This window comes from Peribacillus sp. NPDC101480, from assembly GCF_050277335.1.
Taxonomy (GTDB): Bacteria; Bacillota; Bacilli; order Bacillales; family DSM-1321; genus Peribacillus.
In genome coordinates this window covers 153,700-177,403 of sequence record NZ_JBNNSB010000003.1, presented here as the reverse complement: position 1 = coordinate 177,403, position 23,704 = coordinate 153,700, and the positions used below count along the sequence as shown (strand labels likewise).

At 42.6% G+C, this 23,704-nt stretch carries 22 protein-coding genes and 2 pseudogenes; 9 read left to right on the top strand and 15 right to left on the bottom strand.

The genetic code is table 11. The features are described from left to right. Positions 1-175 precede the first annotated feature (175 nt). Positions 176-2,305: a heterodisulfide reductase-related iron-sulfur binding cluster gene (locus ACQKMF_RS12135; RefSeq protein ID WP_230176264.1), complete on the bottom strand. Its 2,130-nt coding sequence runs from the start codon at positions 2,303-2,305 to the stop codon at positions 176-178. 293 nt (positions 2,306-2,598) lie between these two features. Between ACQKMF_RS12135 and cls the strand changes: the two genes are divergently transcribed. Beyond that, entirely contained in the window at positions 2,599-3,801 is a 1,203-nt protein-coding gene (gene cls, locus ACQKMF_RS12130) for a cardiolipin synthase (RefSeq protein WP_427573393.1), read from the top strand. A gap of 29 nt (positions 3,802-3,830) precedes the next feature. Beyond that, positions 3,831-4,784, top strand: coding sequence for a UV DNA damage repair endonuclease UvsE (uvsE, locus tag ACQKMF_RS12125; RefSeq protein ID WP_101223862.1), 954 nt, complete (start codon positions 3,831-3,833; stop codon positions 4,782-4,784). Positions 4,785-4,834: 50 nt separating this feature from the next. Here uvsE and argS read toward each other — a convergent pair whose 3' ends face one another. The 4 genes from argS to speE all read right to left on the bottom strand — a co-directional run bounded on the left by argS (position 4,835) and on the right by speE (position 8,950). After that, entirely contained in the window at positions 4,835-6,505 is a 1,671-nt protein-coding gene (argS, locus tag ACQKMF_RS12120) for an arginine--tRNA ligase (RefSeq protein WP_101223863.1), read from the bottom strand. 3 nt (positions 6,506-6,508) lie between these two features. Further along, the gene (locus ACQKMF_RS12115; protein WP_402943286.1) at positions 6,509-6,949 is read right to left on the bottom strand and encodes a DUF1934 domain-containing protein; all 441 of its coding nucleotides are present in this window, start codon (positions 6,947-6,949) and stop codon (positions 6,509-6,511) included. A gap of 280 nt (positions 6,950-7,229) precedes the next feature. After that, positions 7,230-8,108 carry an agmatinase gene (speB, locus tag ACQKMF_RS12110; RefSeq protein ID WP_101223865.1) on the bottom strand — a complete coding sequence of 293 codons (879 nt, stop codon included), beginning with the start codon at positions 8,106-8,108 and terminating at the stop codon, positions 7,230-7,232. Positions 8,109-8,122: 14 nt separating this feature from the next. Then, positions 8,123-8,950: a spermidine synthase gene (gene speE / locus ACQKMF_RS12105; RefSeq protein ID WP_101223866.1), complete on the bottom strand. Its 828-nt coding sequence runs from the start codon at positions 8,948-8,950 to the stop codon at positions 8,123-8,125. A gap of 207 nt (positions 8,951-9,157) precedes the next feature. Here speE and ACQKMF_RS12100 point away from each other — a divergent pair, with 207 nt between their 5' ends. Further along, positions 9,158-11,227 (top strand): transglycosylase domain-containing protein, encoded by a 2,070-nt coding sequence (locus tag ACQKMF_RS12100; protein WP_402943283.1) that lies wholly within the window; start codon positions 9,158-9,160, stop codon positions 11,225-11,227. Between the two features lie 150 nt (positions 11,228-11,377). Here the strand turns inward: ACQKMF_RS12100 and ACQKMF_RS12095 are convergent, their stop codons facing one another. Beyond that, the gene (locus ACQKMF_RS12095) at positions 11,378-11,887 is read right to left on the bottom strand and encodes a YwhD family protein (RefSeq protein WP_230176101.1); all 510 of its coding nucleotides are present in this window, start codon (positions 11,885-11,887) and stop codon (positions 11,378-11,380) included. 38 nt (positions 11,888-11,925) lie between these two features. Continuing rightward, positions 11,926-12,600 carry a site-2 protease family protein gene (locus ACQKMF_RS12090; protein ID WP_230176100.1) on the bottom strand — a complete coding sequence of 225 codons (675 nt, stop codon included), beginning with the start codon at positions 12,598-12,600 and terminating at the stop codon, positions 11,926-11,928. 140 nt (positions 12,601-12,740) lie between these two features. Between ACQKMF_RS12090 and ACQKMF_RS12085 the strand changes: the two genes are divergently transcribed. Next, positions 12,741-12,926 carry a 2-hydroxymuconate tautomerase gene (locus tag ACQKMF_RS12085; RefSeq protein WP_061465772.1) on the top strand — a complete coding sequence of 62 codons (186 nt, stop codon included), beginning with the start codon at positions 12,741-12,743 and terminating at the stop codon, positions 12,924-12,926. 29 nt (positions 12,927-12,955) lie between these two features. Here the strand turns inward: ACQKMF_RS12085 and ACQKMF_RS12080 are convergent, their stop codons facing one another. The 3 genes from ACQKMF_RS12080 to ACQKMF_RS12070 form a co-directional block, all read right to left on the bottom strand. Next, entirely contained in the window at positions 12,956-13,465 is a 510-nt protein-coding gene (locus ACQKMF_RS12080) for a YwgA family protein (protein WP_098185024.1), read from the bottom strand. Positions 13,466-13,497: 32 nt separating this feature from the next. Beyond that, on the bottom strand, positions 13,498-14,805 hold the full coding sequence (locus ACQKMF_RS12075; protein ID WP_101223869.1) for an HD domain-containing protein: 1,308 nt from the start codon (positions 14,803-14,805) through the stop codon (positions 13,498-13,500). A gap of 236 nt (positions 14,806-15,041) precedes the next feature. Then, complete coding sequence (locus ACQKMF_RS12070) at positions 15,042-15,263, bottom strand: DUF1450 domain-containing protein (protein ID WP_048683566.1); 222 nt, start codon at positions 15,261-15,263, stop codon at positions 15,042-15,044. A 269-nt stretch (positions 15,264-15,532) separates the two neighbouring features. Between ACQKMF_RS12070 and ACQKMF_RS12065 the strand changes: the two are divergent. Together ACQKMF_RS12065 and ACQKMF_RS12060 are read left to right on the top strand one after the other, a co-directional pair. Further along, positions 15,533-15,812, top strand: a pseudogene (locus tag ACQKMF_RS12065) (RsfA family transcriptional regulator); the annotation flags it as partial. Between the two features lie 167 nt (positions 15,813-15,979). Further along, positions 15,980-16,279: pseudogene (locus ACQKMF_RS12060) on the top strand (hypothetical protein); the annotation flags it as partial. Positions 16,280-16,516: 237 nt separating this feature from the next. Here ACQKMF_RS12060 and ACQKMF_RS12055 read toward each other — a convergent pair. Together ACQKMF_RS12055 and pta are read right to left on the bottom strand one after the other, a co-directional pair. Next, positions 16,517-17,365, bottom strand: coding sequence for a lipoate--protein ligase family protein (locus tag ACQKMF_RS12055; RefSeq protein WP_402943277.1), 849 nt, complete (start codon positions 17,363-17,365; stop codon positions 16,517-16,519). Positions 17,366-17,400: 35 nt separating this feature from the next. Further along, positions 17,401-18,387, bottom strand: a complete 987-nt coding sequence (gene pta, locus ACQKMF_RS12050; RefSeq protein WP_427573383.1) for a phosphate acetyltransferase — start codon at positions 18,385-18,387, stop codon at positions 17,401-17,403. 254 nt (positions 18,388-18,641) lie between these two features. On the opposite strand from pta, the gene hemQ reads away from it, so the two are divergent. Continuing rightward, entirely contained in the window at positions 18,642-19,391 is a 750-nt protein-coding gene (gene hemQ, locus ACQKMF_RS12045) for a hydrogen peroxide-dependent heme synthase (RefSeq protein WP_101223873.1), read from the top strand. A 409-nt stretch (positions 19,392-19,800) separates the two neighbouring features. Further along, positions 19,801-20,331: a spore coat protein GerQ gene (gene gerQ / locus ACQKMF_RS12040; protein ID WP_230176097.1), complete on the top strand. Its 531-nt coding sequence runs from the start codon at positions 19,801-19,803 to the stop codon at positions 20,329-20,331. 110 nt (positions 20,332-20,441) lie between these two features. Here the strand turns inward: gerQ and ACQKMF_RS12035 are convergent, their stop codons facing one another. The 3 genes from ACQKMF_RS12035 to ACQKMF_RS12025 form a co-directional block, all read right to left on the bottom strand. Beyond that, positions 20,442-20,810 carry a DUF423 domain-containing protein gene (locus ACQKMF_RS12035; protein ID WP_137017372.1) on the bottom strand — a complete coding sequence of 123 codons (369 nt, stop codon included), beginning with the start codon at positions 20,808-20,810 and terminating at the stop codon, positions 20,442-20,444. A gap of 23 nt (positions 20,811-20,833) precedes the next feature. Then, positions 20,834-21,091, bottom strand: coding sequence for a YwdI family protein (locus ACQKMF_RS12030; RefSeq protein ID WP_427573378.1), 258 nt, complete (start codon positions 21,089-21,091; stop codon positions 20,834-20,836). A 273-nt stretch (positions 21,092-21,364) separates the two neighbouring features. Beyond that, positions 21,365-22,042: a uracil-DNA glycosylase gene (locus ACQKMF_RS12025; protein WP_427573375.1), complete on the bottom strand. Its 678-nt coding sequence runs from the start codon at positions 22,040-22,042 to the stop codon at positions 21,365-21,367. Positions 22,043-22,192: 150 nt separating this feature from the next. Here ACQKMF_RS12025 and ACQKMF_RS12020 point away from each other — a divergent pair, with 150 nt between their 5' ends. Then, complete coding sequence (locus ACQKMF_RS12020) at positions 22,193-23,626, top strand: phospholipase D family protein (RefSeq protein WP_402943263.1); 1,434 nt, start codon at positions 22,193-22,195, stop codon at positions 23,624-23,626. Positions 23,627-23,704 lie beyond the last annotated feature (78 nt).

The following is a 23,704-nucleotide window of genomic DNA, read 5'->3' as shown; positions in this document are numbered from 1 at the left end:
TGATTGAACGCTCGCTCAATTTGGAGTTAAAAAAATAGTGTTGTAAGCGCTTAATATTATAATATATTACACATTTTTCTCAAAAATGAAAATATTTAGTTTATAAATATTGAAAAAAATTGCCTGCTCCCTTTTGTTTCATCTTTTATAAAAGAAGCAGGCAATTCAATTTAAATTAAGAGGCAATCGATTTGTTTTCACCAATGACCGCTTTTTCGAGCAGTTCTGCTACATCATACGTTTTAACATTTTCCTCAACCTCTTTTGCTTTCGTCCCATCGGATAGCATGGTCAGGCAATAAGGACATCCTGAACTGATCACTGTTGGACTGACGGCCAAAGCTTGTTCGGTACGGGCCACATTAATGCGATTTCCTGTTTCCTCTTCCATCCACATCAAACCGCCTCCTGCTCCACAGCACATACCCTTTTCACGGTTACGCTCCATTTCAATAAGTTTCACACCAGCAATGGATTGCAAGATTTCACGCGGCGGGCTGTAAACTTCATTGTACCTTCCCAAGTAACAGGAGTCGTGGAATGTAATCGTCTCATTAACAGGATACTGAGGGACCAACCTGCCTTCACTGACAAGTTTGGCTAACAATTCAGTATGGTGATACACTTCAGCTTCCAAGCCAAAATCCGGATACTCATTCTTAAAGATATTGTATGCATGCGGATCGATGGTAACGATTTTCCTGATTTCATTCTTCTGGAATTCTTCTATATTTTTCATTGCAAGCTCCTGGAAAACAAACTCATTACCCAATCGACGCGGAGTATCCCCTGAGTTTTTCTCCTTATTTCCGAGAATTGCAAATTTAACGCCTGCTTCATTCAACAATTTAGCAAAGGAAAGGGCAATCTTCTGGCTCCGGTTATCATACGACCCCATTGAACCCACCCAAAATAAATACTCGAATTCTTCGTCTGCCTTTTTTAATTCCTTTACGGTTGGGACGCTGACATCTTCCCGAAGGCTTCGCCAATCTTCTCTCTCTTTACGATTCAGTCCCCACGGGTTCCCTTGACGCTCAATATTCGTCATGGCACGTTGCGCATCAGGATCAAGTCTGCCTTCCGTCAACACTAGATAACGGCGCATATCGATGATTTTGTCAACATGTTCATTCATTACCGGGCATTGATCTTCACAGTTCCGGCATGTGGTACAAGCCCAAAGTTCTTCTTCCGTAATGACTTCGCCAATCAGGCTCGGACTGTAAGCTTCTGTTGCTGCAGCTGATTCCTGCGCCCCCTGCGCGGCACCAGCCAAAGCGATCTTATTTCCTTTCGTATTCCCAAAAACAAAAGATGGCACCCATGGCTGCTTCGTAGTAACGGCAGCGCCTGTATTTGTTAAATGGTCACGCATCTTGATTATGATATCCATCGGTGACAGCATTTTACCGGTACCTGTAGCAGGGCACATATTCGTACAGCGTCCGCACTCCACACAGGCATAGAGGTCCACCATTTGATATTGCGTCAAGTCTTCGATATATTTGGCACCATAATATTGATTTCCTTCTTTGTCGAGAATCTCTTCTTCCAAATCTACCGGTTTCAATTTCCCGGGATTGTCCAGGCGATTCAGGAATACATTTACCGGACCGGCAATCAAGTGAGCGTGCTTAGATTGCGGGATATAAACAAGGAAAGATAATATGATCAGTAAATGCAGCCACCAAGCTACATAAAAAACGACGGTCGCCGCTGTTGTCCCCATCCAGCCGAATAGGAAAGCGATGCTTGATGCGACTGGCTCCGACCAAGTTGCATCGTGTCCATGCCAGATCATTCCCATTCCATTCCCCAGCAATACGGTAATCATGATTCCGGTAATGAAGATGACAACCAGGCCTGCTTTGAAATCCCTTTTCAAGCGAACGAGCTTTTCGACATAACGACGGTATGCCGCCCATAGGATTGCAACAAGAACGGTAAGCGTCACAATTTCCTGGAAGAAAGTAAAGGCCGGATAAACAGGGCCAAACGGTAAATGCCACCCCGGTCTTAAGCCTTTAACGAAAAAGTCAAGTGCGCCAAATTGCACTAAGATGAAACCATAAAATAACAAGGCATGAATGATCCCGCTCTTTTTATCTTTAAAGAGCTTCTTCTGTCCAAATACATAAACCCCAATTTTAACAAGACGATCCTTCACACGGTTATCGAATTCCACTTTTTTGCCAAGTTTTATATAAGCTATACGAGTCTTTATCAAATAGACAAATAAACCGGCGGCGTAAGCGGTTACAAGCAGGAATGCAACTAAGTTGATCCACAGTAGGCCATTCATTTCCATGCAGTCTTTCCCCCTCTTTAGTAATTTGTAAAATGCCAGGAACCATTATGGGAAATTTGGCATTTTTCTGAAATTTGATTAACTCCATTATATAATGAATGAGCATTCAGTCAACTTTTTTCTTTCTAAATCAATTTAATTTTTCGGTTACTTGATTATATAATTCGACAATTCTGTGTATTACCCTTCTTCATTCTGAAAAAATGAGGACCCTTTCTCCGCTTTTTAATGGTTACTGACAGGGAATTAGAGCCAAACTAAATATAATCATTTAGGGGGGATTTTTTTTGAAGATAATCACTACGATTGCCTCTATATTTTTATTGATCTTCTCTTGGTGCTGGGTTGATCTTAAGGTAGGGCATAAGCGTTATTTGAAGCACACAACCAACATTAAATATCCGCCTCGGAAAAGCGAAATGACTGTATTCACATCAGGGAAAATCCTGTTTGAAGATTATATTGAGGAAGTCAGGCAAGCTCAGGATTCCATCCATATCCTTTTTTATATAGTAAAAAATGATAAATTCAGCAAGGACTTTTTGAAGTTACTGCAGTCAAAAGCGGAAGCGGGCGTGGAAGTGCGGCTTTTAGTCGATTGGATAGGAAGTAAAAAGATGTCCCGTCAAACCATTCAGGAGCTGACTGAAAGCGGTGTTCATTTTTCTTTCAGCTTTAAACCGAAGCTCCCCTTCCTTTTCTATACAATACAAAAAAGAAACCACCGTAAGATTACGGTGATAGACGGAAAAATTGGCTATCTTGGCGGCTTTAATATCGGTAAGGAGTATATAAACCAGGGGGAGAAGCTGAACCCATGGAGAGATTACCATTTAAAAATGACCGGTGAGGGTGTAAAGGACCTTCAGGAAGTCTTTCTTTCGGATTGGTTCTATGATACAAATGAGGATTACAGAGGAGCACCTGCCTATTTCCCGACATTGACTCCCGGGACGCAGGCACATCAGGTTTTCGTCACGAATGGCAGTGATCTTGAACAGTCACTGACACACATGATTCGTCAAGCCACTAAGAAAATCATTATCGGGACTCCATACTTCATTCCCAGTGAAACTTTATTTCAAGAATTAAGGGAAGCACTTGCACGCAATGTTTCCGTTACGGTCATCGTACCTGAAATTTCAGACCACTCCCTTGTCAAGGAAGCTTCTTTTCCCTATTTCCGGGTACTAATAAAAGACGGGGCTGAAATCATGCAATTTCAAAGAGGGTTCTACCATTCTAAAGTGATACTGATCGATGATATAATGTGTGATATCGGTACGGCTAATTTTGATAAACGCAGTTGTTTTTTAAATAGTGAAATAAACTGCCTCATATTTGACCGGACATTTATAAAAGGTGTAGAAAAGGAATTGGCAGTGGACCTGGCCGAATCCAAGCCGCTAAACGGGGAAGAGCTTTCCAGCATGAATGTAGTCCGTTCTGCAAAAGAATCGCTGGCTTCCATCCTTTCTCCTTTTCTTTGACAACCTGTTGCTCAAGGAGAAAAAATATAATGAAAATTAGATTTGGATTCGTATCCAATGCCACCTGTTTATGGGAAGCTTCTCCGGCTAAGACACTTACTTTCAAGAGATATAGCACACTTGGCCCAGAAAAAGGAAAGGAAAAACTCCTGGATGTGACCAGGCAGAACATTGAAAATACCTTAAGGGTCCTTCAATATAACACGGCACACCAAATTGAAATATACCGGATGTCCAGTTCCATTGTTCCTTTAGCCACACATCCCGAAATAGAATGGGATTTCGTTACTCCTTTTAAAAAAGAGTGGAAACAGCTTGGCGATTGGGCCACTGCACACAAGATGAGGCTCAGCTTTCATCCGAATCAGTTTACGCTATTTACCAGCCCAAAACCCGAGATTACACAAAATGCCGTAAAAGATATGGAGTTCCATTATAAAATGCTTGATGCAATGGGCATAGCGGACACCTCTTTCATCAATATCCATGTCGGTGGAGCTTATGGTGATAAAGAGTCCGCCCTTGTAAGGGTTCATGACAACCTTAAATCGCTGCCTATGCACGTCAAGGAAAGAATGACTTTGGAGAATGATGATAAAACCTATACAGCATCTGAAACCCTGGGTGTATGTAAGAGGGAGGGCATCCCACTTGTATTCGATTACCACCATCATCTCGCAAACCTTTCAGATGAGCCGCTTAACGAGCTGCTCACCGAGGTGTTCACCACTTGGAGTCAGGCAGGGGCGGTACCAAAGATTCATATTTCCTCCCCAAAATCGGCAGGTGAATTTCGCTCACATGCAGATTATATCGATTTGGAGTTCATCATGCCCCTCTTTAAAGTGCTTAAGGATCTTGGACAGGACGTTGATTTCATGATCGAGGCCAAGATGAAGGACCGGGCGATGCTGCAGCTGATTGAAGATATAGCTAAGGTTCGTGGTGTAAAAAGGGTGAGCGGCGGTGCCGTCGAGTGTTAATTAACCTAAAAAAAAAGCGGCTGTTTCGCAAGAAACAGCCGCTTTTTCCATTACATTTTTTCCGGTGCCGAAACCCCGATGATGGCCAATGCATTCTTTAAAGTAATTTGGACGGATTTGACCAGTCCTAGACGTGCCTTACTTCTTTCCATCTCTTCAACATCCAGAACCTTATCTGCATTATAGAAACTGTGGAATGTAGAAGCCAGGTCATATATATAATTCGTCATGCGGTGAGGCATCCTTTTTTCAGCTGCTTCCGCTATAGCCTGCGGGAATTCTCCTAATTTCTTCAAAAGTTCCACTTCTTTTTCAGTAGATAGGGCAGAGAAATCAGTTACTCCTTCATAGCTGATCCCTTGTTCCACACCTTGGCGCAAAATGCTGGAAATACGGGCGTGGGCATACTGTGCATAATAAACCGGGTTTTCATTGGATTGTGAGACCGCAAGATCCAAGTCGAAGTCCATATGAGTATCCGCACTTCTCATCGCAAAGAAATACCGTGTTGCATCCAGACCTACTTCATCAATAAGGTCACGCATCGTAACTGCTTTACCTGTACGCTTGCTCATCTTCATTTTCTCGCCATCCTTGTACAGGTGTACAAGCTGGATGATTTCGACTTCAAGCTGCTCGCGATTGTACCCTAATGCTTCGATAGCCGCTTTCATACGCGGGATATAGCCGTGGTGATCTGCACCCCAGATATTGATCAGTGTTTCAAAGCCACGTTCCAATTTATTACGGTGATAAGCAATATCCGGTGTCAGATATGTGTAAGACCCATCCTGTTTAATAAGCACCCGGTCTTTATCATCGCCTAATTCCGTAGAGCGGAACCATGTGGCACCATCTTCCTCGTAAACATGGCCCCTTTCCCTCAACACTTTAAGTGCTTCATCAATTTTACCGTCTTGATAGAGGGATGTTTCGGAGTACCATACATCAAAACCGACACGGAAATTACCCAAGTCCGTTTTCAGTTTTTCCATTTCATATTTCAAGCCGTACTCACGGAAAAATTCAAAACGTTCCTTCTCATCGGCATTTACATATTTATCCCCATATTCACTTGCAAGCGTCTTACCGATGCCAATGATATCTTCGCCATGATAACCGCCCTCAGGCATATCCTTTTCGAGGCCAAGTGCCTGGAAATAGCGGGCTTCTATGGAAATGGCCAAATTATTGATTTGGTTTCCTGCATCATTGATATAGTATTCACGTGAAACATCGTAACCTGCTTTAGAGAGGATATTACATAGCGTATCACCTACTGCTGCACCACGTGCATGACCAAGATGGAGATCACCGGTTGGATTCGCGGAAACGAACTCCACTTGGATTTTTTCCCCTTTTCCAAAATCACTTTCCCCATATGCTTCATCCACTTTCAAAATGACCGGAACCAATTCTGTCAAATAGGCATTATTCATGTAGAAGTTGATGAAACCTGGTCCTGCAATTTCAATTTTTTCGATGGATGCTTTTGAGTTGTCAAAGTTTTCGATGATTGCCTCTGCTATCATCTTTGGTGCTTTCCTTGCAATCTTCGTTAATTGCATGGCCATATTCGTGGAATAATCTCCATGTGTCTTATCTCTTGGCAGCTCCAATACAACATTTGGAATCTGCTCTTCCGTTGCTAAACCAGCTTTAATGACTGCCGCTTTAATCTCTTCTTTCAGTTTTTCCTGTACCTCTTTTACTATATTCATTCGCTATGCTTCCTCCTTGTAGGAAATCGTCATCTCATATTGACCGGGTTCGCTTCCCTGCATATGTAACGTATATTTAAGGACGAGTTTCCCTTGTTTGGTCTGCTCATCCCATTGATGATGTATCTTCTTCGCTGTCGTCCGTAACCCTAACCTGCCATATATACTTTCGTAATGTCCATTTGTCGCTTCCTTCAGGCGGAAAAGCTGCCTCATTTTAATGGCACCATTTCTAAGCAGGATCGTTTCATCCAGTTTGTGCTTGATGGTCGTTTGTATTTGACCGGCTTCATTTTCCTCTTTATATTGCAAATATAAATCTGCACCTTTATACATTTTTGTACCAAATGTGACCAGCTCATACGTTTCCGTTTCTGAGCCGTGCTTGATTTTTGTCTGTAAAGTCACTTTAATCGCTTGCTTATCTATATCATGAAGAGTCAAAGCTACACTTCCTTCATCATGTCGTTCTTAACTTTATAAGTATAAATATTCTTCAAGGAAGTTTCAACTTGGAGCGGAAAATAAAGTGTAAATCAAAAAAAGTGAGGATAAACTTTCGAAATCATGTTGTTGCAATTCATTTGAATTTAACACAATAATGACTCATCGGGGCGGAATTATTCAAATAGAGTCCATCAAATGTAAAATTCTTTCCCTGAATGGATAAAAAAAGACCATTCCCGCCAAAAAACAGGAACAGTCAAGTCAAGTCTTACATCAATTAACCTTTTTGAACCCAACCTAAAATCATTTCGCGAATCAGCTTACTCGCAGTGTTCGCAGTTTGCTCGGATGGATCATAAATCGGTGCCACTTCTACTAAATCGCAGCCGACTACATTAATTTCAGACCGTGCTATCTCATGAATCGAAGCTAAAAGCTCTTTGGAGGTGATGCCTCCACAATCTACGGTGCCTGTTCCCGGCGCGTGCGCAGGATCAAGAACATCGATGTCGATCGTCACATATACAGGACGGCCAGCTAACTGCGGCAGTACTTCTTTCAGAGGTTCAAGAACTTCAAATTTAGAGATGTGCATGCCATTTTCTTTCGCCCATTGGAATTCTTCCTTCAAACCGGAACGAATGCCGAAAGAGTATACATTTTTCGGGCCGATAAGTTCTGCGGATTTACGGATGATGGACGCATGGGAAAGCGGCTCTCCTTCATAATCCTCACGTAAATCTGTATGGGCATCCATATGGATGATGGCCATATCGGGATACTTTTTGAACATGGCTTTGATGACAGGCCATGTTACAAGATGTTCCCCGCCCATACCTATTGGGAACTTACCTGCATCCAACAAGCTGTCGACATATTTTTCAATCATATCGATACTGCGCTGCGGATTGCCGAATGGTAATGGTATATCCCCGGCATCAAAGAATTTAACTTCTTCTAATTCACGATCTAAATACGGGCTGTACTCTTCCAAACCAATCGAAACTTCACGAATTCGGGTAGGGCCGAAGCGGGAACCCGGACGGAAGCTTACCGTCCAGTCCATCGGCATGCCGTATAGCACAGCTTCCGATTCCTCAAAAACAGGATGGCTTTTAATGAATACATTGCCTGAATAGGCTTCATCGAATTTCATGCTCCATGCCTCCCTTATTTCACTAAATCTTGAACGAATTTAGGCAGAACGAAAGCTGCTTTATGAAGTTCTTTTGTATAATATTTCGTTTCTAATTCATGGAAACGATCTTCAGTCACTTCTAATGGATTATATTTTTTCGATCCGATCGTGAACGCCCAAAGGCCGCTTGGGTACGTCGGGATATTCGCTAAATACAAGCTGGTGATTGGAAATATTTCTTTTACATCACGTTGTACATCACGAATTAAGTCCGCTTTAAACCAAGGATTGTCGGATTGTGCCACAAAAATCCCGTCTTCTTTCAAAGCCTTGGAAATCCCGGCATAAAAACCTTTAGTGAATAAATTGACAGCAGGTCCGACTGGTTCAGTCGAGTCAACCATGATCACGTCATATTCATTTTCACTTTTGGCGATGTGCATGAAGCCATCCCCAACTTGTACGTCTACACGCGGATCTTCAAGCATGCCTGCGATTTCAGGCAGGAATTTCTTTGAGTATTCGATAACTTTCCCATCGATATCCACCAATGTAGCTTTTTTTACGCTTGGGTGTTTTAGGATTTCACGGATAACTCCTCCGTCCCCTCCTCCTACAACCAAAACGTTTTCTGGATTAGGATGGGTAAATAAAGGAACATGGGCTACCATTTCATGGTACACGAATTCATCACGCTGTGAAGTCATTACCATGTCATCCAGCAACAGCATATTGCCCCACTCTTCCGTTTCAATCATATCCAGCTTTTGAAACTCAGTTTGCTCCGTATGTAAAGTACGATTCACTTTCATCGTAATACCAAAATTCTCTGTTTGTTTTTCAGTAAACCAAATGCTCATTTATTAACGCTCCTTTTCCATTTCATATTGTCAGTCACCTTATAGGTTCCCCAAAATCGGTATAGTCATTAGCTAGAAAAATTATAGACGAATCTAGCAGAATTGCAAGATAAATTTCTTAAATGCAGTTCTTATGTTTAAAATTTTCTTTTTTTTCCATAATAGTAATAGATACTAGATTCTTACGTGATAAGAGAGGTGAAAGCAATGGAATTGATTCCAAGCGAACGATTTAAAAGGACAACTAAATATGTACGGGCCTTCATTATCCTTGCCACAATCGGGCTCACAATACTCTTTGTATTGCTTCTCTCTTTACTGATTTATGCAAAAATATTAGGTCCGCCTCCTTTGGTCGTGCCACAGTCCACTCTCTATTATAGTGATAATGGAAATGTGATCGGTGAAACCGATAATGGCCAGAAACGTTATTGGGCCGGAATGGAGTCGATTTCACCAGAGCTCATCAAAGCGACTGTAGCCGTTGAGGACCGTCAATTTTACACACATAATGGATTTGATATAAAGCGTATCGGCGGAGCCATCCTTGCTGATATTAAGGCAATGTCCAAAGTCCAGGGTGCGAGCACCATTACCCAGCAGTATGCCAGGAACCTGTTTCTTGGGCATGACAAAACGTGGTCGCGTAAATTTAATGAGGCCTTTTATACGATACGTTTAGAAATGAACTACTCCAAAAAGGAAATTCTAGAAGGCTATTTAAATACGATTTACTATGGCCATGGTGCCTATGGAGCTCAAGCTGCAAGCCAATATTACTTTGGCAAGGATGCCAAGGATTTGACTCTTCCTGAAGCGAGCATGCTGGCCGGAATACCAAAAGGGCCGTCAAACTATTCTCCATTGGATAACTTTGAAAAAGCCAAATCAAGGCAGAGAATCGTCCTGCAATCCATGAAAAGCAAAAACTACGTTTCAGAAAAGGATATCGCGGAAGCGCTGCGAACATCCCTTACATTAAAAGGGGAACACGGAACGGTCACCAAGAAGACCGCTCCCTATTTCCAGGATGCCGTCAAGCAGGCTTTAAAAACTCAGCTTCATTTAGATGACAGGACGATCGAGCTTGGCGGGCTTAAGGTCTATACAACACTGGACGAAACCCAGCAGGACGCTGCCGAAGAAGTTCTTTCCAATACCATACCCAAGTCATCAGGCATTCAAGCCTCGATAGTGGCAATGGATCCGGATACAGGGGAGGTCCGTGCGCTGGTAGGAGGGAAAGATTACTCCGAGTCGCCATTCAATCGGGCAACACAGGCCGTTCGCCAGCCTGGTTCAACCATGAAGCCCTTGCTATACTATTCAGCTCTGGAGAATGGTTTCACACCGTCCACCACCTTAAAAAGCGAGACAACTACATTTTCTTTCGATGATGGTCACTCATCTTACACACCGCATAATTACAACCATCAATATGCGGAGGGCGAAATCACGATGGCTCAGGCCATTGCTCTTTCCGATAATATCTTCGCCGTAAAAACGCACTTGTTCCTTGGGGAACAGACATTGGTCGATACCGCGCACCGTTTCGGCATCACGGCAAAGATGGATGCGGTTCCTTCCCTGGCACTCGGTACGTCAGGTGTAAGGGCGATTGAAATGGTGAACGCATACAGCATTCTGGCTAACGGCGGCAAGAAGGTTGAACCCGTGTTTATCAAAAAGGTTGAAAATCAAAAAGGTGAAGTGATTTTTGATGAAAATGATAAACCGGAACAGATTTTGGATGAGGATAAGGCATTTGTCATGACCCAGATGCTTACAGGGGTTTTCGATGAAACCTTAAATGGCTATACGAAAGTGACCGGCAGCACCATCAGTTCCCAGCTGTCCCGCCCATATGCCGGCAAATCAGGCTCCACTCCGACTGATAGCTGGATGATCGGATACACACCGGAGCTTGTAGCAGGGGTATGGACTGGATATGATCAAGGCAAAAAAATCGAGATCCCTGCTGAAAAAGGCTATGCAAAGAAAATCTGGGCTTCCTATATGGAAAGGGGCCTGCAAGGAAAACCGGCAAAATCGTTTAAGGAAACCAAAAACGTAATCGGGGTAAACGTGAACCCCGTTAGCGGAAAATTGGCCACAAAGGACTGTCCTGCATCAAGATTGACTTATTATGTTAAAGGGACCGAACCTGTCGAATACTGTGCCGAGCACTTTAAGGGCGAGAATCCGAAACATGCCCCAAAAGAAGAAGAACATAAAAAGGCCCCATGGTACAAAAAAGTCTTAAAACCTTGGGGATAACGAAAAACCCCCGAAGCCGGCATCGGCTTCGGGGGTTTTTCTGTCCTAGTTCCACAGTGACTAAACTGCTGTCTTTAAGTTTACTGATTTTATCGCTTTCCTACAAGTGCATTTTTCACTAAACTTAACATTTCACCCATTAATCGAGTTTCAAACCGTCAATGACTCCTTCAGCAGATCTGAAGAACGCTCCCACATTCCTGCATCATGATTTTTCAGGAAGTCTGCAAGCACACGCTTCGATTTATCGTCCATGTCCTCGACGATGATTTTTCGCTTTAGCGATTTATCCATCCGGTTAACATGCTCCGGGAGCGATTTGTAACCGCGTCTAATTGACCTGTCAACCATCATTTCACATGCTGTCACACCTGCATAGTGCGGGCCATTTTGAGTGGCTTCAATGGTCACCCAAACAAGCCAGTAAGGTTTGGCATTCGGGACCTCTTCTTTAGTCTTTAAAAACTTGATCCCTTTTTCCACTGCACTTCTTGCATGCATCGCGCCGATATCGACCTCTGCTTCACCTGCATCCACATCGATGATGACCGGGGAAATATTATCGAGCGTTAATACCCCTGCTCCATATCCGCCATGACCTTCTGTTGGGTCGTTTTTTATAATATTGAAGCCTACCTTTTTCTTTGGTTGTTCATCCATGCTTATATCCCCCTTAATGGTTTGTCATTTCCTATCGTTTAAAAAAGCAAAAGTGTAAAGAACCGACTCAGGACGTCGCCTACCAATGGTACAACATTGTTCAAAATCGGGCCAATTGTATACTTGCTCAGCGGTGTGATGATCAGAATCAAAAAAATCAGTGAGCCATATTGTTCATACTGGGTCATTTTTGCCCGCAAGTCAGCTGAAACAAGATCCTGTACGATCCTATAACCATCGAGCGGCGGCAGCGGTAACAGATTAAATACAAACAGAAGGATATTCAAGTTGATGAGCACCTCGAAGAATGGCTGAACGAAGAACGGTAAATCAGGTCCAACGCCTGCCGCCAGCAACCCATAAAAAATCAAGTACCCCAAAATTGCAACAAGCAAATTACTGAACGGACCGGCAAAAGAGACGAGCACCCCTGCCAATTTTGGATTCTTGAAATGAAAACGATTAACCGGTACGGGTCTCGCCCAACCAAATCCGGCTATCAATATCAACAGAGTTCCGATTGGATCCAAATGCGAAATCGGATTCAATGTGACTCTTCCTTCATTCTTTGCAGTCGGGTCACCGAACTTATAGGCCACATAGGCATGGGAAAATTCATGAACCGTAAATGCGATTAACAGTGACACAATGACATATGGAAGCTGTTCCAAAGGATAAGCCAAAAACCTTCCTATTTGATCAAAGAATTCCATCGATAGCTTCTCCCCCATTGTTTATTACCGTTAGTATACATCAAAAGAGCAAGAAGTGAAAAAACTCTGACTTCCGTGTCTTGCATTTCTCTTTCCATTGTGAAACACTACAAGATAAGAGAGGAAGGGGGGAAAAATAGATGCCATATGTAACAGTCAAAATGCTTGAAGGCCGTACAGACGAACAAAAAAAGGCTTTAGTCGAAAAGGTGACTGCAGCCGTTACGGAAACAACTGGAGCACCAGCTGAAGCCGTGACGATTTTCATTGAAGAAATGTCAAAAAATCATTTAGCAGTAGCCGGTGTCCGTAAAAGCGATCAATAAGTTTTACATAATGGGGAAAAGCTAAGCCATCAATTCGGCTTAGCTTTTGTTTTTAGCTGCTCAATATATTCATATGCCTCATCAATTTCTTCAAGCGTATATTTTTGTTTGCTTTTCAGCGTGAAAATTTTCTCGGTGACTTCCTCTTTTTCAAGCGTGTCGAAGTATAATACCGTTGAAACCAGCTCCAAAAACCTGGCATTCTGTTCGTTCATATCCTGTAAGCATGCCTCAAGCGCCGGCATCTCCACTTCCTGTATGGATAGGAAATCCCGGCCTGCATCCGTTATCGAATAACAATATTGATAATAGCCTGCTTTTTTTTCCCTCACTTCATTCAAGTAGCCCATTTCGCAGAGCTCTTCAATCCGTAAGGTCAACTCCTCCGAATACGGTCCATAAAAGTGAAACTGAAACTTTTCATGAAATGGGAAGGACAGCTTCTTCGCGATATAAACGATCTTTTGTAATTTTTTCCGACCCGAGATTTCACCGGCAGTAGAAATTGCATTGATAATGTTTGCATGATCCTTAAACAAGGCTCGTCACTCCTCACCAAAAATGTACCACTTTAATCCGATAGCTCCAGAAGCTTACGAATCTGTTTTTTTATATTTTTCTTCGTAGATTCATCACGCAATAAATCCGCAGGATAATACAACTTATGATCCGTTCTTCTTTTCCCTGAAATTGCATCGACAATTTCGGATTCACGCGATAATTCACGAATTTCGCCATTATTTTTCAGCAAGTGAATCGGCAGTCTCTCCTCTTCCTCACCTGGCCGGTAAAAATCATACGGCAGATCTGATGAAGAATCGACGACGAGATAATAATCCGGATCAATGCCCGCCTTCTTGAATAGCGTCCTTAACTCCATCAACCTGTTCATTTGACTGTTCGATGGATGGAATTCCACATATTTAAATAGTTTACGGTTAACGAAGCGAGTGCATAAATCTTTTAAAATCGCATCGTTTTCGTCTTCCCATGCTTCGAAATAATAGAGCATCACCGATTCATCCATTTTCAAGTAGTCCGTTAAAGTCACTTCTCCCCTGAACAATGAATAAAAATGGTGTGGTTCTTGTGCAAACTCATAACCGGATTCATATAAATGTTTCGCTCTATGTAGAATCTTGGTAAGTATGACCTCCGCACTTCTCGTAACTGGATGGAAATAAACCTGCCAATACATTTGGTATCGACTCATGATATAATCCTCAACCGCATGCATCCCGCTTTGTTTTATGACGGCATGTTCTTCCCTTGGCCTCATTACACGCAAAAGCCTTTCCATATCGAAATGTCCATAACTCACGCCAGTGAAGTAAGCATCACGCTGTAAATAGTCCATTCTATCAGCATCGATCTGACTTGAAATCAGGCTGACTACTAATTTGCCTTTATAGGTTTTCGCTATGACTTCTGCCACTTTCTTAGGAAAATCACGTCCAACCCTAAGGAGGATCCTATTAACTTCCGTATCGCCGAGGATTATCTGCCTCGTGAATTGCTCATGATCCAGGTCAAACACTTTTTCAAAAGAATGAGAGAAAGGACCATGACCCAAATCATGCAGAAGTGCTGCGCACAAGGATAGTAACCGTTCCTCAGGTTTCCATTCGGGTCTGCCCTCGAAAACATCATCCACGATTCTCCGAACAATCTCGTATACTCCAAGCGAATGGCTAAGCCGACTATGTTCCGCACCATGAAAGGTTAAATAAGTCGTTCCCAGCTGTTTGATCCTTCGAAGACGCTGAAATTCCTTCGTCCCTATTAAATCCCATATAACCCGGTCGCGAACATGTATATATCGGTGCACCGGGTCCTTGAATACTTTTTCTTCTTGTAATTTTTCACCGGAATATTCCATGAACTACCCTCTTTTTCGTAATCTCGATGCACTCATTATAGCGTGTTTTGACAAAAAACCCTAACTTCCACCTTGCTAGTAAGAGGGGTCATTTTGTAAGAAAACGGAAGTTTCAGTCCGATTTTGTCTTGAAATTAAAGAAATAAAAAATCACCGCAGTGTGTCGAATCTGGGTGATGATTACTTGTTTCATTTATCATAAGCAAACAATCCACTCTAACTATATATCATGGATCCTACTTTAGTTTTTTATTGATTTTATCTAGTAACTCGTCTTCTGTCGGTGCAGCAACTGGACGGTTATTGACAAAGGCAAAAGACTTCTTTCTGCCAGGACCGCAATAGGATTGACAGCCCACTTCAATTTTCGCGTCGGGATCAAGCTTTTCAAGACGCGGGATCAACGTTTTAATGTTTACCGCCAAGCAGTCATCGCACACTCTGAATTCATTGGACATCCTCCGGTCACCATCCTTTCCATGACAAACTATTTTTCATCCATTTATACGACTAAAGGGTATTTTACCGTTTCTACTTATGAATATCAAGAGGGCTGGATGATGTGAAAAGCATGTAAATAATCAAAAAACTAGTATCCTTTTAACCTTTTTGTATAAAAAATCCATATTTTGTCCAAAATGCTAGTAGAACACTCCATAAATCACTGCCACACGATATTTTATATAGTTATTTATTTTAAAAATTACCAGAAAGGGAGTATGTAGAAATGAAGGTTCGTCAAGACGCCTGGACAGAAGAAGATGATTTGCTTTTGGCAGAAACGGTATTGCGCCATGTGCGGGAAGGCAGCACTCAGCTCAATGCTTTTGAAGAGGTAGGAGATAAGTTGAATCGCACCTCTGCAGCATGCGGATTCCGCTGGAATGCAGTTGTCCGCCATAATTATGATAAAGCGCTTTCCCTTGCCAAGAAACAGCGTAAGCAGCGGCAAAGGATCCTTGGAAAAGATCAAGGAGGAAAAAAACGACTTCTTTATACACCGCCGTCCCCAACGATATCCGACATAATGGTTCCCCATGTACAAGAAGAGGAACTAGAGTTGAAATCCGAAGTCGATATTACCAATTATGAAGCAGCAGAGGAATTCGTTGTGGCAGAAGCCCTCGCTCCTAAGACACAGCACACACCAGTAACCTTGGAAACGGCCATGAGCCTTGATACCGTCATCGCCTATTTGGAATCTATGAACGGCCGCATGCTCCAAGCCGAAGTATTAAAAACCGAAAATGAAAGATTGAAGCTTGAAATTAAAGGGCTGAAAAAGCGAAATGAAGAATTGGAGAATAAAATCAGCCACCTAGAGCAAAACAGCGGCTTGATGCAGGAAGATTATGAAACTTTGATGAATATCATGAATCGAGCAAGAAAGCTGGTATTGTTAGAGGAAGAGGAACGTCCGGCAACTAAATTCAAGATGGACCGGAATGGCAATTTGGAAAAAATGGCCGAGTAATAAGATAATGTGGGGATAAGTTACATAGATCAACCACATGATAAAGGCCGTTTCACCCACGTTTATCCGAAAAAGGGAGCCAATAAGGCTCTTTTTTTCATTGTTTCAAGAAAGAAGGAATAATATCTCCCTGGACGCCGCCGCCTATCATCCAGTCCTTTTACAGTTTCAGTGAATGCTAAAGTCGTATTAAATGAACGAAGCCGTTCCTGACTTAATGGAACGGCTTCGTTCATTTTAATCCTTTAATGCATCAAATACTTTATCATTGCGTTCCACCACTCTTGTCAAGTATGCCTCATACATCGGCCATTCCTGAACGGAAAGAGTGTCAGAGAATATCCTTTCGCTATGTTCCTTCAATACATGCAGGAATCTGAGCATCACGTCCTGAACACTCAATTGCACACCCAACAATTCAGTTAGGGACGCCATCACCGAAGGGACGATATCAGGATAAACGAATTTGGTTGCTGCATTTCCTTTAGCTGCATCATAAAAACCCTTCACGAGACTGGCACGTTCAGCTCCGCTTCCATTGACACACAAATAGATTTGCACCGCTACGCCATTGCGGATCCTACGTTGGGAAATACCGGCAAATTTTTGCCCATTTATACTTAAATCATAACTTCCAGGACAATAGGAACCGACGATTTCCCTTGCTTCCATCGTGACTGGGAAATCGGAAAACATCAATTGGACAAGCTCCCACATCGCATCATATCCACGATTGATTTCAATTTTCCGCTCGTTTTCAGGAAAAATGAGCGACAAATTAAGGACACCCTCATCCAGCACGACTGCCAGCCCTCCGGAATTCCTCACGATGGCCTGAAAGCCATGTTCTTCTAAATGATCCAAACCCTTTTTAAGAAAAGGCAACTTCGTATCCTGTATACCCATGACGATGGTTCGGTGGTGTACCCACGCTCTGGCTACGGCCGCTGATTCACCTGACCCTACAGAAGCACAAAATGTATCATCCATCGCAAAGGACTCCAGAGCAGGAAACTGAGGTCCGACGGAAGATTGATCAATAATCCTCCACTCTTGCTGCATTAATAATGAATCTATTTCACCCATACGAATCTCCCTCTAACATTTAATCCTCAAGCTGCCTATTGATACTGCGCCACAAACCCCTGTGCCGCTGTAATGACAGCCAGTTTATATACATCCTCTTCACTGCATCCCCTCGAAAGGTCATTCACCGGACGATTCAGGCCCTGAAGGATCGGACCGACCGCTTCGAAGCCGCCCAAGCGCTGTACCATCTTATAGCTGATGTTCCCTGCTTCGAGACTTGGAAAAATAAAAACATTCGCATCCCCCTGAATAAGGGAATCCGGTGCTTTTTTTCTTGCTACTGAAGGAACGAAGGCCGCGTCAAACTGAAATTCCCCATCAAGGATGATTTCAGGGTCCATTTCTTTTGCCAAATCGACAGCATCAACCACTTTTAAGGTCTCGGGGGATGTTGCGGATCCCTTCGTCGAAAAGCTCAGCATCGCCACACGCGGTTCGATATCGAACATTAGTGCAGTCTTCGCACTTTCTATAGCAATTTCAGCCAGGTCCTGGGAATCGGGGTCTATATTGATGGCACAATCCGCGAACACATATTTTTCTTCATCCCGGACCATGATGAATACTCCCGATGTTTTTTGGACGCCTGGCTTTGTTTTAATGATCCTTAGGGCGGGCCGAACCGTATCGGCAGTCGAATGAGTTGCGCCGCTGACCATTCCATGTGCCAGTTTCATTTGGACGAGCATGGTACCGAAATAGTTCTCATCCATTAAGATTTCACGCGCTTGTACATCGGTCGCTTTACCATCACGGACCTTAACGAATGCTTCTACCATTTCATCCATCATGATATAATTCTTCGGATCATATATTTCGATTGCATCAAGGGAGATCTTTAAATCTTTTGCCTTCTCTTGAATCAACCCGATATCCCCGATCAATACAGGTGTCACCAGTTTAGCTTTGGCAAGCCTGCCTGCCGCTCCCAAAATCCGTTCATCCAACCCTTCTGGAAAAACGATCTTTAAATTATGCCCCATAATTTTCGATTCCAATATTTCAAATAAATCACCCATTGGCTATTCCTCCTTTTTAGATACGTTTCCCCCATTTTTTTTATATTTAACCATTCGATGAAAATCATTGCCGTCTTCTTTTAAGAATACTCTAGGAGCCAGGTAAATTCCAGCCACTTCGGTCCCTTCCAATCCGCAAATCTGAAATTTGCAGAACGCCGGAAAACAGTGATGGTGTTTGCGGGTTGATATAAATTTCCTTATACTGAAACTATGTTATATTAAAGTTATAATAAGACTTAGGAGTGATCGTAATGAGTGAAGCAGCACAAACACTGGACGGCTGGTATTGTTTACATGATTTCCGTCTAATTGACTGGTCTTCTTGGAAAACGTTATCAAGTGACGAACGCCAATTAGCCATCTCAGAGTTCCAAGGTTTACTGGATAAATGGAATATGACACAAAGCGACAATGAAGGCAGCCATGCCCTATATTCAATCGTTGGTCAGAAAGCGGACTTCATGCTTATGTTTGCCCGCCCAACCATGGAAGAATTGAATGCAATTGAAAACGAATTCAACAAAACGAAGCTTGCCGAATATACAATTCCCGCTTATTCATACGTTTCCGTCGTGGAATTAAGCAATTACTTAGCTGGCGGAGATGATGAGGATCCATACCAGAACCCTCATGTCCGTTCCAGACTTTATCCGATACTTCCAAAAGCGAAACATGTATGCTTCTATCCAATGGACAAGCGTCGTGATGGCGATGATAACTGGTATATGCTTTCCATGGAAGAGCGCAAAGGCTTAATGCGTTCCCACGGCTTGATTGGCCGCAGTTATGCAGGTAAAGTGAAACAAATCATTTCGGGTTCTGTCGGTTTTGACGATTATGAATGGGGCGTAACACTATTCGCAGATGATGTCCTTCAATTTAAAAAATTAATCTATGAAATGCGTTTTGATGAAGTGAGTGCACGTTACGCTGCATTTGGTTCTTTCTTTGTAGGCAATATCCTGCCGGAAGAAAACGTACCTTCATTCCTATACGTATAAGACGATGAGCTTCCGGTTTCCGGAGGCTTTTTTTGCGTCCCCTCCTTATTTTTTCCCGGCTTTGGAATAAATTCAATCCATATCCCATACATTTTCAATAGTGATGAATTCATTTTTTCACAGTCCCATTCAGCTTCAGGAAAATTGATCAAGGCAATTCCTGACTCCAGCGAGGTGAAGGAACGTTACTTCTATTAATTAGCCGACAAGAGGATATGGCTTATCATGAACGGCAGCCGTTATGTATCGCTTAACATTCATTGTGGTTTTTTAAGCCACCCGGGGATTGTCCAGAAAACATATACAATACTACCGGTCGCTATAAATCGCACTGTTTCTTCCAGTCCACTCTCTCGGATTGTCCAAATTCCACAGCATCAACTAAACCTTGAATTTAGGAGGGAATGCAATGTCACAAAATAATCCTTATGGTAATTATCCGTACGGAGGAAGCCCTTATTACCCCTATGAAAATAATGAGCCTGAACTAAGGCAGCAAAATCCTAACCAGCAACAAGGTTACCCGCAACAAGGTTACCAACAGCAAGGATACCAACAGCCATCATACCAGCCACAACAGCCCACTATGGCAGGCACGCCACAACAAGTGCCGATGACGATGGGTCAACCCCCTTCCGGACCACAGATACCTGGCATGCTTCCGGTCGAACAGTCGTACATCGAGAACATCTTGCGTTTGAATAAAGGGAAATTGGCCACTGTTTATACAACGTTTGAAAACAACAAGGAATGGAATGCCAAGATCTTCAAAGGAATCATCGAGGCTGCAGGACGCGATCACTTAATCATAAGCGATCCTCAAACGGGAAAACGATACTTAATCCCGATGGTATACTTAGATTATATAACGTTTGATGAAGAAATCGAATATGAATATCCATTTGGAGGCACTGGGCTTACCACCTATTCGCCAAGGTAAAAAAATCCTATATAGAAGAGCCTCAGAATCTATTTGATTCTGAGGCTCTTCTTATATTGGAATGACTTTTTCCCAAAAAAGAGCTGACCGAAGAAGATCAGCTACCTTCATTACAAGTATTTATATGCAGCAACGATCATTAAGACCCAAGCAACCAAGAAGGAAACTCCGCCAAGCGGTGTGATGGCCCCTAGGACTTTGATTTGCGTAACGCTTAGAACGAATAGACTTCCGGAAAACAGGATAATTCCTATTAACATAAGCCAGCCGGACCAGTTGATCAGCGGACTTGAAATTTTCCCGGCCAATAAACCGAGTACCAATAAACCCACCGCATGGAACATTTGATATTGAACAGCGGTTTGCCAGGTTTCTAAATATTTATCGGGAATTTTCCCTTCCAGTCCATGTGCACCGAATGCACCTAGTGCCACAGCAATAAACCCATTCAATGCACCTAAAATGATGAACAGTTTCAATTATTTCGCTCCCCTTCCCTAATTTAAAAATCGAACAAGGACTCCCCATTGGCCTCATCCATTTTAACCGGTTCTACATTCGGTGTAGCCGACATAACGGGCTGGGTCAATGTGATTGGCTTCGGTATGCTGATGTTCACCGCGTTTTCATCCACCATTACTTCACAAAGGGACTTAATGGCGATTACATACCCCTGCACCTTATCCTCTGCATTTGCCTGTTTCGCTTTTAAAACAAGCTCTTCGATTTTATCTAACATTTGTCTTGATGAAATATCCAACTTTACCACCTCGTCTATATACAGGTCAAAACTATCATAACTAGCATAGCAAAAATCAGAGAAGAAAACACCTTGCATATTTCCTACCTTTTCATTGGCTTGGCTTGAAATTTCAAGCATGGCTGTCCTGAAGAATGAAAGACATCAAGAGAAGGCTGGTTTGATGTTTTGAATTGAAAAGCACGGCAGCCCTTTGGAAAACTGGGATCCCAAGTTATATAGAAATGACTGCACGCCATACAATTCACCCGTTTCGTTTTCCTGCCCATATCATCAGTTCGTGATTTTCCAATCAATTGGGGATTCCCCCATTTCCAACAGCAATTGATTTGTTTTGGAAAAAGGTTTTGTGCCAAAGAAACCACGGGAAGCCGACAGCGGACTTGGATGTACGGACTTAATGATTTTATGGCGGGTTTCATCAATTAAAGGGATTTTGGTTTGAGCAGGTTTTCCCCACAGGATGAATACAACCGGTTTCGGACGGTCATTCAATAGGCGAATAACTTGATTCGTAAAGATTTCCCATCCTTTTCCGCGGTGTGAGTGCGCCTCTCCCTCACGCACAGTCAAGACGGTATTCAATAGAAGCACTCCCCGTTTTGCCCATTCAACAAGGTAACCATTATCCGGAACCTCATAGCCTAGATCGGTGTTTAACTCTTTAAAGATATTTCTTAAAGAGGGTGGGATGCGAACTTCCGGCTTAACTGAAAAACTAAGGCCATGCGCTTGACCAGGGCCATGGTAAGGGTCCTGTCCAAGGATGACAACCTTTACGTCTTCATAAGGAGTATAATGAAGCGCATTGAAAATATCGTCCTGATCAGGATGAATAACTTGCTGGCTGTACTCTTGCTTTATAAATTCCCTTAGCTCCTGGTAATATTCTTTTTTGAATTCCTCTTTCAATAGAGGCCACCAATCATTTGTCAATAACTGCTTTTCCATCTGCCACAGCCCCTTTCCACTTTTTGAAACTATATTATATCAAACTTAATCGCCTTGCCTTTTCCATAGATTACGATGTATGTTTCTATATACCCCAAAGTGGGAAAATAGAAAGTTAGCAAGCAATTTAACCATGTTGGAGGATTCCCTATGAAAAAATGGTACAAAAGAAAACGATTTTATCTGCTTGTCAGCATTTTGATCGTCATTGCAATCGTAATCGTCTATAACAGCTACAAGCCTCTCCCCGATGGTATTTCTTATGAAGGAAAAGTTCATCATGTCGAGGATATCGATTTCATCTATGACCTTTCCTATCACGATGAACAAGGGAATCTGCAACATGAGCAGCGAATTTTCCAAACCATAAATCAAGCGATAGAAGAGGCTGATTCTTATATCGTAATCGATATGTTTTTGTTTAATGCTTTTTATGATGAAAAGATAAACTTCCCGAAGTTAACCGAGACTCTGAAGGATAATCTGGTGAAACAGAAGAAAAGGAAACCTGATCTCCAGGTTATATTCATTACAGATGAAGTGAATACTTCCTATAATGCCTACCAATTAGAGGCATTGGAAACGATGAAGAAAAATGGAATTGATGTCATTGTTACCAACTTAGACCGCCTCCGGGATCCGAATCCTCTCTATTCAGGTGTGTATCGGACCTTTTTCCAATGGTTCGGTGAAAGCGGAAAAGGCTGGATTGTGAATCCAATGGCCAAAAGCGCACCAAAGGTCACCTTGCGTTCTTACCTTAGACTGATGAATATCAAAGCCAATCACAGAAAAGTGGTCGCTACTGAAAAAACGGCCATCATCTCATCTGCCAATCCTCATGACGCAAGTGGATTCCATTCCAATATCGCGTTCCAGATGGATGGGAATATCATCGGCGATTTTCTTAAAGCCGAAGAAGCCGCTTCGAAATTCTCGGGAGGACCAAAGTCATTTCCTGAGTTCAAAGGGACATCGGCAGATAAAGGACCGATATCGGTACAACTGCTAACGGAAGGAAAAATCAATAAACATGTCCTTAAGGCAATTAAGGATGCAAAAAAGGGGGACAAGATCCATCTTGCCATGTTCTACATTGCCGATCGCGAGGTTGTCGAGGCATTAACGGATGCAGCTGAACGGGGTGTGAAGATTCAAATGATATTGGATCCGAATCAAAACGCTTTCGGAAGTGAGAAAATCGGGCTTCCCAACCTTCCGGTTGCCGCCGAATTTGAAAAACTGGGGGATGAAAACATCTCGATCCGCTGGTACAAAACAGATAAAGAACAGTTCCATACAAAATTGATGATGATCCAAAAGGCTAATGAAACGGTTATCCTTGGAGGATCGGCTAATTATACCTCCCGCAATCTAGATGACTATAATCTTGAAGCGAATGTTGAAATCCATGCTTCAAATGATGCCGGCGTTTCCAAGGATGTCGATAGCTACTTTCAAAGACTTTGGACAAATCAAAACGGAACCTACACGGTGGATTACAGTGAATACCAAAAGAAACTGCCTGTCTTCAAATACTTGACCTACCGCATTCAAAAGGTATTCCGCTTCACCACTTACTAAATATTCTTCGATAAAAATGTTTATCTGTGCCCAAACAAGGTTATATACTACTATAGCCAATCAACAACTGTAATAAGC

Coding starts and splice junctions, on each gene's coding strand:
- ACQKMF_RS12025 (WP_427573375.1), bottom strand. CDS start 22,042: ATGGAAAAGCAGTTATTGACAAATGATTGGTGGCCTCTATTGAAAGAG.
- ACQKMF_RS12090 (WP_230176100.1), bottom strand. CDS start 12,600: ATGGAATTCTTTGATCAAATAGGAAGGTTTTTGGCTTATCCTTTGGAA.
- ACQKMF_RS12055 (WP_402943277.1), bottom strand. CDS start 17,365: ATGGGTGAAATAGATTCATTATTAATGCAGCAAGAGTGGAGGATTATT.
- ACQKMF_RS12075 (WP_101223869.1), bottom strand. CDS start 14,805: ATGGAATATTCCGGTGAAAAATTACAAGAAGAAAAAGTATTCAAGGAC.
- speB (WP_101223865.1), bottom strand. CDS start 8,108: ATGAAATTCGATGAAGCCTATTCAGGCAATGTATTCATTAAAAGCCAT.
- argS (WP_101223863.1), bottom strand. CDS start 6,505: ATGAATATAGTAAAAGAGGTACAGGAAAAACTGAAAGAAGAGATTAAA.
- ACQKMF_RS12070 (WP_048683566.1), bottom strand. CDS start 15,263: ATGTCCAATGAATTCAGAGTGTGCGATGACTGCTTGGCGGTAAACATT.
- ACQKMF_RS12095 (WP_230176101.1), bottom strand. CDS start 11,887: ATGGATGAACAACCAAAGAAAAAGGTAGGCTTCAATATTATAAAAAAC.
- ACQKMF_RS12085 (WP_061465772.1), top strand. CDS start 12,741: ATGCCATATGTAACAGTCAAAATGCTTGAAGGCCGTACAGACGAACAA.
- gerQ (WP_230176097.1), top strand. CDS start 19,801: ATGTCACAAAATAATCCTTATGGTAATTATCCGTACGGAGGAAGCCCT.
- ACQKMF_RS12135 (WP_230176264.1), bottom strand. CDS start 2,305: ATGAATGGCCTACTGTGGATCAACTTAGTTGCATTCCTGCTTGTAACC.
- pta (WP_427573383.1), bottom strand. CDS start 18,387: ATGGGTGATTTATTTGAAATATTGGAATCGAAAATTATGGGGCATAAT.
- speE (WP_101223866.1), bottom strand. CDS start 8,950: ATGAGCATTTGGTTTACTGAAAAACAAACAGAGAATTTTGGTATTACG.
- uvsE (WP_101223862.1), top strand. CDS start 3,831: ATGAAAATTAGATTTGGATTCGTATCCAATGCCACCTGTTTATGGGAA.
- ACQKMF_RS12020 (WP_402943263.1), top strand. CDS start 22,193: ATGAAAAAATGGTACAAAAGAAAACGATTTTATCTGCTTGTCAGCATT.
- ACQKMF_RS12100 (WP_402943283.1), top strand. CDS start 9,158: ATGGAATTGATTCCAAGCGAACGATTTAAAAGGACAACTAAATATGTA.
- hemQ (WP_101223873.1), top strand. CDS start 18,642: ATGAGTGAAGCAGCACAAACACTGGACGGCTGGTATTGTTTACATGAT.